The organism is Halomonas sp. (assembly GCF_029263665.1).
GTDB lineage: Bacteria > Pseudomonadota > Gammaproteobacteria > Pseudomonadales > Halomonadaceae > Halomonas.
This window is the reverse complement of the sequence record NZ_JAJUFQ010000028.1, coordinates 1-13,876: the sequence shown is the minus strand read 5'-3', so window position 1 is coordinate 13,876 and position 13,876 is coordinate 1. Positions and strand designations below refer to the sequence as shown.

General features: G+C 57.2%; 10 protein-coding genes. 9 read left to right on the top strand and 1 reads right to left on the bottom strand.

Annotated elements, in window-relative coordinates; translation table 11 throughout:
* The first annotated feature begins 219 nt into the window (after positions 1–219).
* Together Q1K07_RS19195 and Q1K07_RS19190 are read left to right on the top strand one after the other, a co-directional pair.
* The gene (locus Q1K07_RS19195) at positions 220–903 is read left to right on the top strand and encodes a GntR family transcriptional regulator (protein WP_300314870.1); all 684 of its coding nucleotides are present in this window, start codon (positions 220–222) and stop codon (positions 901–903) included.
* A 60-nt stretch (positions 904–963) separates the two neighbouring features.
* Positions 964–2,502 (top strand): YdiU family protein, encoded by a 1,539-nt coding sequence (locus Q1K07_RS19190; protein WP_300314867.1) that lies wholly within the window; start codon positions 964–966, stop codon positions 2,500–2,502.
* Between the two features lie 15 nt (positions 2,503–2,517).
* On the opposite strand, the gene Q1K07_RS19185 is transcribed toward Q1K07_RS19190, so the two are convergent.
* Positions 2,518–6,456, bottom strand: coding sequence for a NahK/ErcS family hybrid sensor histidine kinase/response regulator (locus Q1K07_RS19185; protein WP_300314865.1), 3,939 nt, complete (start codon positions 6,454–6,456; stop codon positions 2,518–2,520).
* 423 nt (positions 6,457–6,879) lie between these two features.
* Between Q1K07_RS19185 and Q1K07_RS19180 the strand changes: the two genes are divergently transcribed.
* From Q1K07_RS19180 to Q1K07_RS19150, 7 genes are all read left to right on the top strand, one after another.
* Positions 6,880–7,137, top strand: coding sequence for a DUF4212 domain-containing protein (locus Q1K07_RS19180; protein WP_300314862.1), 258 nt, complete (start codon positions 6,880–6,882; stop codon positions 7,135–7,137).
* A gap of 36 nt (positions 7,138–7,173) precedes the next feature.
* A complete protein-coding gene (locus Q1K07_RS19175; RefSeq protein WP_300314859.1) occupies positions 7,174–8,952 on the top strand; it encodes a sodium:solute symporter family protein in 1,779 nt (592 codons plus the stop codon).
* A 94-nt stretch (positions 8,953–9,046) separates the two neighbouring features.
* Entirely contained in the window at positions 9,047–10,870 is a 1,824-nt protein-coding gene (locus tag Q1K07_RS19170; protein WP_300314857.1) for a DUF294 nucleotidyltransferase-like domain-containing protein, read from the top strand.
* A 50-nt stretch (positions 10,871–10,920) separates the two neighbouring features.
* A complete protein-coding gene (locus Q1K07_RS19165; protein WP_300314856.1) occupies positions 10,921–11,553 on the top strand; it encodes a 3'-5' exonuclease in 633 nt (210 codons plus the stop codon).
* Positions 11,540–11,779: a hypothetical protein gene (locus tag Q1K07_RS19160; protein WP_300314853.1), complete on the top strand. Its 240-nt coding sequence runs from the start codon at positions 11,540–11,542 to the stop codon at positions 11,777–11,779. Before Q1K07_RS19165 ends, Q1K07_RS19160 begins: the two co-directional genes overlap by 14 nt.
* A 414-nt stretch (positions 11,780–12,193) precedes the next feature.
* Positions 12,194–13,168, top strand: a complete 975-nt coding sequence (gene ttcA / locus Q1K07_RS19155) for a tRNA 2-thiocytidine(32) synthetase TtcA (protein ID WP_300314850.1) — start codon at positions 12,194–12,196, stop codon at positions 13,166–13,168.
* A 310-nt stretch (positions 13,169–13,478) separates the two neighbouring features.
* On the top strand, positions 13,479–13,876 hold a 398-nt coding region (locus Q1K07_RS19150; RefSeq protein WP_300314847.1), incomplete at its 3' end, for an isochorismatase family protein.

Genomic DNA, 13,876 nt, shown 5'->3' with positions numbered 1-13,876 from the left:
GACTCCTGGAAAGGGGTGTTATTGTTGTATCTTTCACTGAAGTGAAAATGCATCAGGCATGCTGATGTATACTTCAATAGACCTTGTGTATATCAGTGTCAAACGCCGAGGGTTAGACCAAGGTGGTGAACCATGAGGTACAGGTAGTGCCTCACAGGTTTTTCGACCTCATCAGGACAACACTTGGATGCAGGGATGTCAGGAGCCAGGAGAAGAGGCATGAGCAAGAAACCGTCCAATGCCCAGCGGCTGAGAGATTCGCTTGAGGATGACATCATCAATGGACGTCGCGCGCCGGGAGAGCGACTGGATCCGGAAGCCTTGTGCCGTCTCTATAATGTGTCCCGCACGCCAGTGCGTGAGGCTATCCAGCAACTGGTGGCCAGTGGGCTGGTCACGGTATCGCCGAAGAAAGGGACATTCGTTGCTCGGGTCGGGCTGGATCGACTGATCGAGATGTTCGAGGTAATGGCCGAACTGGAAGGCATGTGTGGTCGGCTGGCAGCGCGGCGCATCACCGAACAGGAACTGACCGGGCTGCGCCAGGCCTATGAGCGTTGTCGAGAGGCCTGCGAGTCAGGGGACAGCGATGAGTATTACTATGAAAACGAGGAATTTCACGCCTGTATCTATGCCTCCAGTCACAATGCCTTTCTCGCCGATGAAGCCCGTTCGCTCAAGCAACGCTTGAAACCCTACCGGCGTTTGCAGCTTCAGGTGCGTAGCCGCATGCAGAGTTCGCTGAATGAACACGGCGAGATTCTTGCTGCCATAGAAGCAGGTGATGCCGAAAAGGCTGAGCAGACACTGCGTGATCATGTCCTGATCCAGGGCGAGCGCTTCAGTGACTTTGTGGCCAGTGTGAGAGAGATGGAGCGGCGTGCGGATGTTGCGACCAACTGATACTGTCTCACGTCAAAGAGCACGCATTAAAGAATCCGCTGTTACCTGATGGGGCCCACCATGTTTCCCGCTTTTCACCATCGTTATGCTTCCCTGCCGTCTCGCATGCGCGCCGAGTGTGAGCCGACACTGGTAACCGCCCCGCGTTTACTGGCCTTCAATCATGCCCTGGCCGAAGAGTTGGGGCTTGATCTCGATGCCTTCGATGGGAAACGTGTCGCAGAAGCATTATCTGGCAATGCTGTGCCTGAGAGCGCTCAGCCCGTTGCCGCGGCTTATGCAGGCCACCAGTTCGGCAATTTTGTGCCCCAGCTTGGTGATGGCCGGGCGCTGCTGCTGGGCGAGCTGAAACATCGCAATGGCGGGCTATACGAGGTGCAACTGAAGGGGGCTGGGCGCACTCCCTTTTCACGCGGTGGCGACGGCCGTGCTCCGCTGGGGCCCGTATTACGCGAGTATCTGGTTTCCGAAGCCATGCATGCCCTTGGGGTGCCGACCACCCGGGCATTGGCAGCAGTGTCCACCGGCGAAAGGGTGCTTCGTCAACTGCCCGAACCGGGAGCCGTGCTGACCCGGGTCGCCAGCAGTCATCTGCGTGTCGGCACCTTCCAGTATTTTTCCGTGCGCGGTGACCGGGAAGCCTTGGAGCTTCTGGTCGACCTGGCCATCGAGCGCCATTATCCCAATCTGCTGGATGATCTTCAGCAAGCTTCCTGGAGAGAGAAGGCATTGGCCCTGCTGGAAGCAGTCGTTGCCCGCCAGGCGCGCCTGGTCGCGCAGTGGAAGGGGCTGGGTTTTATCCATGGCGTGATGAATACCGACAATTGTGCGATCTCTGGCGAGACCATCGATTATGGCCCGTGCGCCTTCATGGACGAGTTTCACCCTCGCACGGTGTTCAGTTCCATTGATGAAGGCGGGCGTTATGCCTGGATCAATCAGCCACCCATTGCGCAATGGAATCTGGCGCGTTTTGCCGAAACCCTGCTGTCGTTGATCGACGAGGATCAGCAGAAGGCCATTGAGCTGGCGACCAAGCCGATCGTGGCATTCAGCGACATCTATCAACAGGAATGGACGACGGTGTTGCGGGCCAAGCTGGGTTTGAGTGCTTCCAGCGAGATAGCAGATGGGAATGATCTGGCGTTGGGCGAAGCCCTTCTGGATGCCATGGACAAGGCTGGCGCTGATTTCACCTTGACCTTCCGGCATCTGGCCAAGGCTATCTCGCCCGATAGTGACGCGACACCAGAGTCCAGTCTGAGGGCCGGCTTCAGCGATGACACCGGTGTCAATGGCCAGGGAGAAGGCGCCAAGGCGCTGGAGGCCTGGTTGCCTCGCTGGCGTCAGCGCCTGGCTCGAGAGGTGCTGACGGAAAGCGAGATTCAGCGCCAGATGGAGGCGACCAATCCGTTGGTCATTCCACGCAATCATCTGATCGAAAAGGTCATTCGAGCGGCAGCGGATGACGATGATTTCACGCCTTTCGAGCGCCTGCTCGAAGCTGTCACTCAGCCCTTCTCCACGCCTGATGACCCAGGTTTCCTTCAGCCCCCACGGCCAGCAGAACGGGTGTTGAGAACGTTCTGCGGCACATGATCCGGTTGGCTCACGCTATTGCGGTGCCTTGCTGGCCTGCAGTGTCCTCGTCAGCAGGGCACGCAGGGCCGCGGGGCGCACGGGCTTGAGCAATAGCTGGAAACCGCTGCGGCGGACTTCCTCGGCAACTTCTTCCGTGCGATCAGCGGTGATGACAATGCCTGGTACGGCATCCTCGAGGCGTTCAGCCAGTGCATCCAGGGCCATGATGCCGGTGACCTCATTATCCAGGTGGTAATCGGCGAGAATGGCATCCGGGTCACTGCCCAGGTGGCGTAGTACCGACTTTGCACCACCGATGGATGTGGCCGTGAACACCTCGCATCCCCAGCCTGACAGCATGGCCTTCATGCCTTCCAGAATCAGCGTTTCATTGTCGATGCACAGGATACGCTTGCCAGCCAGCTTGTTGCCGGCCTTGCGTACGGGGCTTGTGTCTGTCTCGGCCGTTGTCTCGCGCGCTTCGACCCGAGGTACGCTGACCGAGAATACGGTGCCGATACCGACCCAGGAGCGTACCTGGATGGGATGATCGAGAACCCGGCTCATGCGGTCAGCGATCGACAACCCCAGGCCCAGCCCTTTCTCGCTTTCCTTGTGTCGCGTGGCCTGGTCGAGGCGACGGAACTCCTGAAAGATTTCCGATTGCTTGGCCTCTGGGATGCCGGGGCCAGAGTCCCAGACCTCGACCAATATGCGTTCTCCACGGCGGCGTACACCAAGCAAGACATGGCCTTCCTGGGTATAACGGATGGCGTTGGACAGGAAGTTCTGGATGATGCGGCGGAGCATCTGGCTGTCACTGTCTACCCATAGCTGAGTCGCTACCATCCTGAGGTCCAGGCCCCGGTCTTCGGCCATGACGGCGAACTGGGCCTGCAGCGGTCTCAGGATGTCGCCCAGTGCGAAATGGCTACGGCGTGGAGTCAGGGCGCCAGCATCCAGTTTGGAGATGTCGAGCAGGGTACTGAGCAACTCCTCGGCCGATTGCAGGGAGCTGTCGATATGGCCAATGGTGCGCTTCATATCCTCGGCATCCATGTTCTGGGACAGGGCCGAGGTGAACAGACGAGCAGCATTCAATGGCTGTAGCAGGTCATGGCTGGCCGCAGCGAGGAAGCGGGTCTTGGAGGCATTGGCATCTTCCGCGACCTGCTTGGCCTGGCGCAGCGCCTGCTCGGCTTCGGCTCGCACGCGGTTTTCCTGACGTAGGGCGACGTTGGCCTCGGAAAGCGCCTGGGTACGTTCGCGCACCCGTTCTTCCAGGGTTTCGTTGGTTTCCTTGAGGGCGATTTCCGCCAGACGCCGTTCAGTGATGTCCTGATAGAGAGAGAAGAAACCCAGGATGGCGCCACTCTCGCCGAAGTGCGGGGTATAGGTCACCAGCATATAGCGAGTCGTATCGCCTGATAGAGACACTTCGAAGGTTACCCGCTCTCCCTGAAGCGTCTGCTCAATCCAGGGCATGCGTTCGTCAGCCATTTCGGCGGTCATCACCTGATGGATGGGCTTGCCGATGACATCGTTCCGGTCGATGCCGAAGGCCTGTTCATAGGCTCGGTTGGTGAAAAGGTAGCGGCACTCGCGATCGAAGTAGGCAATCAAGGCCGGCACATTGTCGGTATAGATACGGATATTGTTTTCCGAGCGGATCAGGGCCTCTTCGGTGCGCTTCTGTTGGGTGATGTCCTGGTAGGTGTAGACGAACCCGCCACCGGGCATGGGGTTGCCCTGGACATCCAGCACACTGCCGTCCTGACGATAGCGCACATAACGATGCGGCTGCCCCTCGCGAATATTGTCCAGCAGCAGTTGAACATGCTCCTCGGGATCGCCGGGGCCATATTCTCCATTGTGGGCGTTGTAGCGAAAGATCTGGTCAATGGGCGCCCCGACCCGGATCAAATGGTCGGGGAAGCGGAACAGCTCCAGATAAGGCTGGTTCCAGACCACCAGGCGCAGGTTCTGGTCCACCACGCTGATGCCCTGATTGATGTTCTCGATAGTGGCCTGGAGCAGGGCGCGGTTGAACTCCAGTACTTGCGAGGCTTCATCGACGATCGAAATGACATCGGAAATCCCGATGCCGCGACCCTGCAGGGCGGAGTTGACCACGATGCGTGCGGAGGATGCTCCGAGCACCGACGCCAGGAAGCGCTCGGTGAACTGGATCACGTCGATCGAGGCACGGCTGTTGTCCTCCAGGGCCTTGCCGTTACGCCGGGCATAGTCATTGAAAGCACGATCCACTTGAGAGGCGCTGAGAAAGCGCTGGCACAGGACCTTGAGGTCGCCCACCGTCGTGGCCCCGGTCCAGGGACGATTGACCGATGTCTGGCGGGTCTCGACGCTATCGACGAACAACGATGCCTGAATACGCTCCACCACGCGCTGAGGAGTGATCTGCGAAATGAAGATATAGGCGAACAGGTTGACGCCCAGGGACAGCATGACGCCGTGAGTGAAACTGTCGCCGATGCGCAGGCCGAACAGAGACGTGGGCGAAAGCCAGGACATGCCCAGAGGGCCGCCGTCCAGCCAGGCATGGGGCAGAACCCCAGTATGGATCATGGCAGGCAGCAGCAGGGTATAGGCCCAGATGGCAAAGCCAGCATTCATGCCGACGATGACCCCGAGGCGATTGCCGCGTTTCCAGTACAGGCCGCCAATCACGGCTGGGGCAAATTGGGCCGCGGCGGCGAAGGACAGCATGCCGATGGAGGCCAGTGAGGTGAACTCACCGATCAACTGATAGAAGACATAAGCCATGGCCAGCACGACAGCGATGGTGATTCGCCGTGCGCGCAGTACCAGGCGGCCATAATCCCTGGCCTTGGTATCAAACCAGCGTAAGCGGAACAGGGCCGGTATGACGATCTCGTTGGATATCATGATCGAGACCGCCACCGCCGCGACGATGACCATGCCCGTGGCGGCAGAGAATCCACCGATGAAGGTCAGCAGGGTCAGCCAGGTCTGATTGGCGGATACCGGTAGCATCAATACATAGGTATCCGGAGAAATGTCGGTGTCAGCAAATAGTGTCAGACCGGCAGCCGCCAGGGGGAGCACAAAGAAGGCAAAGGCCACCAGGTACAGGGGGAACATCCAGCGAGCCCGGGCAGCATCGTCGCGGTGAGTATTTTCCACCACCGTGACATGAAACTGGCGGGGCAGACACAGGACCGCGAGCATGGCCAGCAGTGTCTGGGCCCAGAAGCTCTGGCCAAAATCCTGTTGCTCCAATTGACGCTGGAGTTCCAACTGGGTGTTGGCGCGGGACAGCAAGTCGCCGAGGCCATCGAACATGCCCCAGGTGACATAGGCACCCAGGACCAGAAAGGCCACCAGCTTGACCAATGACTCGAAAGCGACGGCATGGATCAGGCCTTCATGGTGTTCGGTGGCATCTGTATGACGGGTCCCGAACAGAATGGCAAAGATGGCCATGACAATGGCCACATAAAAGGCCGTGTCTCCGAACAGCGGGGCCCGGGTAATGTCCGAAGCGCTGGTCAGTAAGGTAAAGGATGTCGACACTGCCTTTAACTGCAGGGCGATGTAAGGAAGGGTGCCGATCAAGGCTACCAGGCTGGCAAAGGCCGCCAGGGATTGGGTCTTGCCGTAGCGTGAGGCGATGAAGTCAGCGATGGAAGTGACGTTCTGATGCTTGGCAACCCGTACCATCTTTGCCAGTACCGGCCAGAACAGCAGGAACGTCAGAATCGGGCCAACGAAGATACTGGCGAAGGACCAGCCGGAAGTGGCGGCCTGACCAACGGCACCGTGAAATGTCCATGAGGTACAGTAGATGGCCAGTGCCAGGCTGTAGACCAGCGGGCGACGCTGACTGGCCCCTTGCTTGCGGGCATGGCGGTCGCCACGCCAGGCGATGGCGAACAGTACAGCGATATATAGCAGAGAGACAAGAATCAACAGCCAACCGACGAACATGGGCATCTCCTCGACATCAGCGGCCATTCTACGCTATTGCAGCGCGTCTCGGAAAAAAGCCGATACGTCAGGTCAGTCGTTTCGGTCAAGTGATTGTTGATAGAGGTAGGCAAGATGCTACTTGTCGCCTTTTGTCGAATATTGGTCACAGTATGTTTGTTTAGAAATTAATAATGTACATCTAGCAATTCGACTATGGTGCATTGCACCTTTGTATCGATAGACCATTGGATAGTATTTTAAATTTTAATGTATCTTTATGATTTTTCATTGTTTTCATAACATGTGTTGCGCTGCATTCAACGCTTTCGACTAAAGTTTTCGTTATACGAATGCGGGCTCTTGGCTAGTCTTTGATTCAAGCTTAATTGCCGTCTTTAAGGTGGCAATTAGTGATTAAACCATCTTTATGAGGGTAGCCTTATGCTAGACAAGAGCGCACAGGCCTACTGGAAACGTAACCTCAGAGTGATCATCAGCTGTTTGATCGTCTGGTTTGTCGTGTCCTATGGCTTTGGAATTCTGTTGGTCGATCAGCTTAATGAGATCCGCTTCTTCGGTTTCAAGCTTGGCTTCTGGTTTGCTCAGCAGGGTTCTATCTATTGCTTCATTGGTCTGATCATCTTCTATGCCTGGAAAATGAATCGGCTGGATGAAGAGTTCGATGTCCACGAGCAGTGATTCCCCTAACAATAATGTCAATCAAGGGAGCAATTTATGGATGTACAGCTGCTGACATATATATTCGTGGGGGCCTCCTTCGCGCTCTATATCGGTATTGCCATCTGGTCTCGTGCCGGTTCGACCAAGGACTTCTATGTCGCTGGTGGAGGGGTTCATCCTGCTGCCAATGGCATGGCGACTGCTGCTGACTGGATGTCAGCTGCGTCCTTTATCTCCATGGCTGGCCTGATTGCCTACCTGGGATACGATGCTTCGGTTTACCTGATGGGCTGGACCGGTGGTTATGTGATGCTGGCGATGCTGCTGGCCCCCTATCTGCGCAAGTTCGGCAAGTTCACGGTGCCTGATTTCATCGGTGACCGTTATTACTCCAACGTGGCCCGCACCGTTGCGGTCATCTGCGTGATCTTTGTCTCTTTCACTTATGTGGCAGGGCAGATGCGAGGAACGGGGATCGTGTTTGCCCGCTTCCTTGAAGTGGATGTCAATGTCGGTGTCGTCATCGGTATGGTCATCGTGTTCTTCTACGCTGTTCTCGGTGGGATGAAAGGCATCACCTACACCCAGGTGGCGCAGTATTGCGTGCTGATCACTGCCTTTATCGTGCCGGCGATTTTCCTGTCGATCATGATGACAGGCCATATCCTGCCCCAGGTGGGCCTTGGTTCCACTTATATAGATGCTGCTGGCAATGACACAGGCCAGTACATTCTTGATCGCCTCGATGGTCTGCTCGATGAAATGGGTATCACACCCTACACCGATGGCAGCCAGCCGATGATCAATGTGTTCTTCATCACTGCGGCACTGATGTGCGGTACGGCAGGCCTGCCTCATGTCATCGTGCGCTTCTTCACCGTGCCGCGTGTGCGTGATGCACGCATCAGTGCCGGCTGGGCGCTGATCTTCATTGCCTTGCTGTATACCACTGCCCCGGCAGTTGGTGTGTTTGCACGAACCAATATCATCGATACGGTGAATGAAACTTCCTATGAGGAGATTCCCAACTGGTTCAAGAGCTGGGAAGGCGTCGGCCTGATCGGCTGGTTGGACAAGAATGGTGATGGAAAGGTGCAGATGGGGGCAGGAGACCCATTCGAGGGCAAACCGACGTTCGACGATGGCGCCAGAGGTGAGCATGGTGAGCGGGTGATCACCAACACTCCGACAGAGAGTGCAGGTGAAGTCTATATCGACCGCGACATCATTGTCTTGGCCAACCCTGAAATCGGTGGATTGCCAGCCTGGGTGGTCGCGTTGATGGCGGCTGGCGGTATCGCTGCGGCACTGTCCACGGCAGCGGGTCTGTTGCTGGTAATTTCAGCGGCGGTATCGCATGACCTGATCAAGAAGCAGATCAATCCCGGCCTCAGCGAGAAAGGTGAGCTGATTGCAGCACGCTCTGCCGCTGCGGTAGCGGTTGTCATCGCGGGTTATTTCGGTATCAATCCGCCAGGCTTCGTTGCCCAGGTGGTGGCCTTTGCCTTCGGTCTTGCGGCTTCATCGTTCTTCCCGGCCATCTTGATGGGAATTTTCGACAAGCGCATGAACCGTGAAGGCGCCATTGTCGGCATGATCGTGGGTTTGACCTTCACCTTCAGCTATATCGTCTACACCAAGTTCATCAACACGGATCCTTCGATCTGGTGGTTCGGCATCTCGCCTGAGGGTATCGGGACTCTGGGCATGATCTTCCACTTTATCGTGGCCTTCGTGGTGTCTCGTGCGACGAAAGCACCGCCCGAGGAGATTCAGGATCTGGTCGAGCATGTACGTGTGCCACGCGGAGCAGGTGTGGCCCACGCTCACTGACCACACAGAAGGAAGGGAACTTCTTTCATCCAGGGATGACCCGCCTCCGGCCCAAGGGCCGGAGGCGGGCTTGGGGTAGCCGCAGGAGGGCATCATGGTCGACATCGACCTGTCCGAGCCACCATTCTCCTTGCTCGACAATGTTCAGCAAGAGCGCGTTCGTGCGGGGCTCGACCTGGTGTATTTCTCGCGTGATGAAGTGATTCTCGAAGCTGGTCAGTCCGGCGAGTTCGTCTTTGTCATTTTCAAGGGCGAAGTCGCGGAGCTGGATCCTGAAAGCGGGCCAGGGGAAGCCCGTATTGGTCATTACACCAAGGGAGATCTGTTCGGTGCCATCAGCGTGCTCAATGGCAGCAGTCGCTATCGTTTTGTCGCCGAACAGGAAAGCCTTTGTTATCTAATGCCGCGAGAGCTGTTCCTGTCGTTATGTGACAGCAATCCGGTCTTCGCCGAGTACTTCCGTCAGCGCCTGACAGAAAAGACGCGCATGTTGGCCGAACGCCGCTCGGAAGGTGGTATCACGCTGGCAGGCTTCATGCTGGCAAAAGTCAGTGAATGCATGCGTGAGCCATTGGTGGTCGGTCATACCACGCGTATTGATGAGGCCGTAAAGACCTTACGCGACAGCCAGGCCGATAGCCTGCTGGTGGAAGAGCCGGAGGGGCTTGGCATGATCACCAAGACCGATCTGCTCGAAGCCTTGGTGGTGTCTGGACGCCCGCCAACCAGTGCTGTGGCAGATATCGCCAACCTGCGCCTGGTGGCTGTGGAGCAAAGCCAGTATCTGTTTGAAGCGCTGATTGAAATGACCCGGCACAAGGTGGCCAGAGTCGTGGTGATGCAAGACGGGGCATTGGTGGGCGTAGTGGAACTCACTGATGTACTGAGCTTCTTTTCCAGCCGCAGCTATGTGGTCAGCCTGCAAGTGGAGCAGGCCCAGAGCCTGCAGGACTTGAGCCGGGCGAGTCAGCGTACTCCGGAACTGATTCAGGCATTGCTGGCCCAGGGCGTACGCATGCGTTTTGCCATGGGCATGTTGGCCGCTCTCAATGGCCGCATTGTCAGCAAAGCCTGGGACTTCACCATGGGGGAACAACATCGCCAAGCGGCCTGCCTGCTGGTCATGGGTAGTGAAGGTCGGGGGGAACAGATGCTCAAGACTGACCAGGACAATGCACTGATCCTGGCCGATGGCCATGACTGGTCAAGCTTGAGAGAAGATGCGCAGCGCTTCACGGAGGTGCTCACTGATCTGGGTTATCCGCGCTGTCCCGGCAATATCATGATCTCGAATCCCGACTGGGTGGGGACATTGGTGCAATGGCGGCAACGCATTCGCTCCTGGGTCGAACGTCTGGATGCGAACAGTCTGATGCGCCTGGCGATTCTGCTGGATGCGGATGGAGTGGCCGGTGATCTGCGCCTGAGCGCTCATCTGCGCGATGTATTGATTGAAGAAACCCGAGGCAACGAGCTGTTGCTGACCCATTTCGCCAGGGGAGTGCTGCGTTTTTCTACGCCTCTGACCCTGTTCGGTACGCTCAAGAAGCCAGAGCATGGCATCGACATCAAGAAAGGAGGCATTTTTCCCATTGTTCATGGTGTACGCACCATGGCACTGGAACGAGGAATAAGAGCCACATCGACGCTTGGGCGCCTGGATGCTCTGGTGGCGGATGGGCGGATAGAAAGGGAGACAGCGGAAGATCTGGGCGAGGCTCATGCGCTGTTCAGTGAGCTGCGCCTACGTGCGCAACTCGAGGCCAGGAAACATGGTGATGATGCCAGTGAAGCGGATGACAAGGTCGTGGTGCAGAAATTGTCATCGCTGGAGCGGGACATGCTGCGAGAAGCCTTGCATATCGTCAAGGAGTTCAAGGCAAGGCTATCGCACCGCTATCACCTGGAGTATGCATGAGTGCTGACTCGCCTTTGCAAGGATGGCTATCACGATTGGGAGAGACCCCTATGCTGCGAGCTTTAAGACGCGTTGCTGACCGCCGTCGCCAGGCCAATGGTGATTATGCCTGGCTGTTCAACCCCTATACCGGCAACGAACTGGTATCCCTCGATTGCGAGACCACCGGGCTGGACCCCAGGACAGCGGAGCTGGTATCGATCGCGGCTGTGCGTATACGTGATGATCGAGTACTGACCAGCGAGTCCCTCGATTTGCGCCTGGCCAAGCCCGAGACGCTGACCGGGGACTCCATTCGCATTCATCACCTGCGTGAGATGGACCTGGATGATGGTCTGGACATCGAGGAAGCGCTATCGCAGTTGCTCGACTTCATCGGCAACCGGCCCTTGGTAGGCTGGTGCATCGACTTTGATCTGGCCATCCTTGATCGATACCTCAAGGCCCACCTGGGGTTCTCGTTACCCAATGCGGTGGTGGATGTGGCCCAGAAATACCGCAAGCACATGCGGCGCAGCCATCCCGAACTGATCATTCAGCCGGAGTTCGAGAAGGTAGCCAGTCAACTGGATGTGCCCGTGATGGGACGACACACGGCTCTTGGTGATGCGGTGACAACAGCACTGATGCATGTACGTTTACAGGCTGGTGCCCTGCTGGAGAAGTCCCATGAGCCTGGCTGAAGTGCTTTCCGTCGTTGAGCCCGTACTGCTGCTGTCAGGCCTGGGCATGGTGCTGTTTGCCTACTTCCAGTATGTCCGTCGTACCCGGGATTTTCGTGCTGTGGTGCGTTTCTGGGAGAAACGCCTGATGCTTGAGCGTAGAGAGCATGTTTGGCAACGCGCAGGTATTGTCGTGTTGTTGCTGGGGGTTGTGGTGAGGTATGTGTTGGTGCTGGGCCTGATCTAAGGAAACGCTGCATAAATGTCTGTGCTACTCAATCGCTGCGTTGCGCGGTGCTGGTACGCCAGCCCGGTCGGAATCCTCACCTATACCCCATAGGCTCCGGTTGACTCGAAACCTGCGGTTTCTCACCCCTTCGGGGCCATCCTGAAGGATGTTCTCTCCGCTTCGCTTCGAGTCTGTGCTCCGGGCGCCTTGCGACCCACATGGATGTGGGAAGTGCGATTGTTCGTCGGGAACGAACATAGCCGCTTGAGCATGCTCGCCAATTTATTCAGCGCTTCCCTAACTGTCTGAGGAGCCAGAAAATTAAATGGATGCCGCGGGATGTCAAATGCCTGCATACGCCATTATTTCGCGAGAAAGCCAGGGCAGTGATAGAATGGCGCCCCTTCATTTTCCAGCCGATGTTCTCCGACCATGTCCGCAGCTACCGTGTCCGCAGCGACGTCTCCCGCCGAACTGTTTGATCCTTCCTCTACTCTGTTGGAGGTGCCCGCGTCCGTGGCTGGTGTTGATGCCGCCGCCGAGGAACATGTACCGGCAGCAGCAGACAATGAACCCACGGCGAAGCAGAAACGCGAGTTCAACAAGTTGCAGAAGCGTCTGCGCCGGCAGGTCGGTAATGCGATCATCGACTACAACATGATCCAGGAAGGTGACAAGGTCATGGTCTGCCTGTCCGGCGGCAAGGACAGCTATACCATGCTCGAGATCCTGCGTAGCCTGCAGCGTAATGCTCCGGTGAACTTTTCTCTGGTAGCGGTCAACCTGGACCAGAAGCAGCCGGGTTTCCCCGAGCATGTGTTGCCCGAATATCTCGAGGGCATAGGCGTGGATTACCACATTCTGGAAAAGGACACCTATTCGGTGGTCAAGGAAAAGACCCCCGAAGGCAAGACAACCTGTGCATTGTGCTCGCGCCTGCGGCGGGGCTCGTTGTATGGCTTTGCCGAAGAGATCGGTGCGACCAAGATCGCCCTGGGGCATCACCGCGAGGATATCCTCGAGACGCTATTCCTCAACATGTTCTTCGCTGGCAGCCTCAAGGCGATGCCGCCGAAATTGCTGTCCGATGATGGCAAGAACATTGTCATCCGCCCGCTGGCATACTGCCGTGAGGCGGATATCGCCTCCTACGCTGAACAGATGGCATTCCCCATCATTCCCTGCAATCTGTGTGGTTCCCAACCTAACCTGCAGCGTCAGGTGGTCAAGGAAATGCTGGCAGAGTGGGAAGCCAAGCACCCAGGGCGCCTGGAAACCATGTTCAAGGCAGTGACCAATGTTGCTCCGTCGCAGTTGGCCGATCGTGAGTTGTTCGATTTCGAAGGTCTGGAGAACGTGCAGGCGGAGCGCAGAGCGAATCGTATCGATATCCTCAATGAGGAGTGATCCACAGGGCTGAATGGATCGAGTGAGTTTCAGGGCGCATCCTCAGGGGGCGCCCTTTTCATATGCCGATATGATGGCTAAGCCTGTGTCAGGGGGGGCAGGAGCCTTCAGCGGGGTTGATGAACAGCCTTCAGCGGGGTTGATGGACAGCCTTCAGCGGGGTTGATGGACAGCCTTCAGCGGGGTTGGTGAACAGACTTCGGCAGGATGTCCGAAATTGTCCGCTCAGGGTCCGAATGCCCCCTCGGTGATGGCGAGTTCAGCGGCTAGAGTGGTGGCTCCTTTCATTGCTACCCCTTAGGAGACGCTCATGTCCACGGCATTGCTTCTTGTCGATGTACAAGCTTCTTTCACTACACGTGACTATTGGACGCCTGAGTCGACCGGCCCGTGGCAGGATGCTCAGCGGTCCCTGCTGGACCTGGCCCGTGAACGGGGAGTGCCGCTGGTACGTATCTTCCATCAGGAGCCGGGGAGTGATGGTCCCTTCGATCCTGAACATGGGCTCATTTATCCTCTGTCAGGATTCGAGGACCCGGCCGCGGTGACGTTCCACAAGAATGTGCATAATGCCTTCACCGATACCGAACTGGAGGCCTGGTTGCGCGATCGTGGTATCACCCGGCTGTGGATCAGTGGGATTCGTACCGAGCAATGCTGCGAGACGACCACTCGAGTGGCATCTGACCTGGGTTTCGAGGTGGATTT

Bases quoted from the DNA above. Each gene is read 5' to 3' on its own strand.
- Q1K07_RS19195 (WP_300314870.1), top strand. From the start codon at position 220: ATGAGCAAGAAACCGTCCAATGCCCAGCGGCTGAGAGATTCGCTTGAG.
- Q1K07_RS19190 (WP_300314867.1), top strand. From the start codon at position 964: ATGTTTCCCGCTTTTCACCATCGTTATGCTTCCCTGCCGTCTCGCATG.
- Q1K07_RS19185 (WP_300314865.1), bottom strand. From the start codon at position 6,456: ATGTTCGTCGGTTGGCTGTTGATTCTTGTCTCTCTGCTATATATCGCT.
- Q1K07_RS19180 (WP_300314862.1), top strand. From the start codon at position 6,880: ATGCTAGACAAGAGCGCACAGGCCTACTGGAAACGTAACCTCAGAGTG.
- Q1K07_RS19175 (WP_300314859.1), top strand. From the start codon at position 7,174: ATGGATGTACAGCTGCTGACATATATATTCGTGGGGGCCTCCTTCGCG.
- Q1K07_RS19170 (WP_300314857.1), top strand. From the start codon at position 9,047: ATGGTCGACATCGACCTGTCCGAGCCACCATTCTCCTTGCTCGACAAT.
- Q1K07_RS19165 (WP_300314856.1), top strand. From the start codon at position 10,921: ATGCTGCGAGCTTTAAGACGCGTTGCTGACCGCCGTCGCCAGGCCAAT.
- Q1K07_RS19160 (WP_300314853.1), top strand. From the start codon at position 11,540: ATGAGCCTGGCTGAAGTGCTTTCCGTCGTTGAGCCCGTACTGCTGCTG.
- ttcA (WP_300314850.1), top strand. From the start codon at position 12,194: ATGTCCGCAGCTACCGTGTCCGCAGCGACGTCTCCCGCCGAACTGTTT.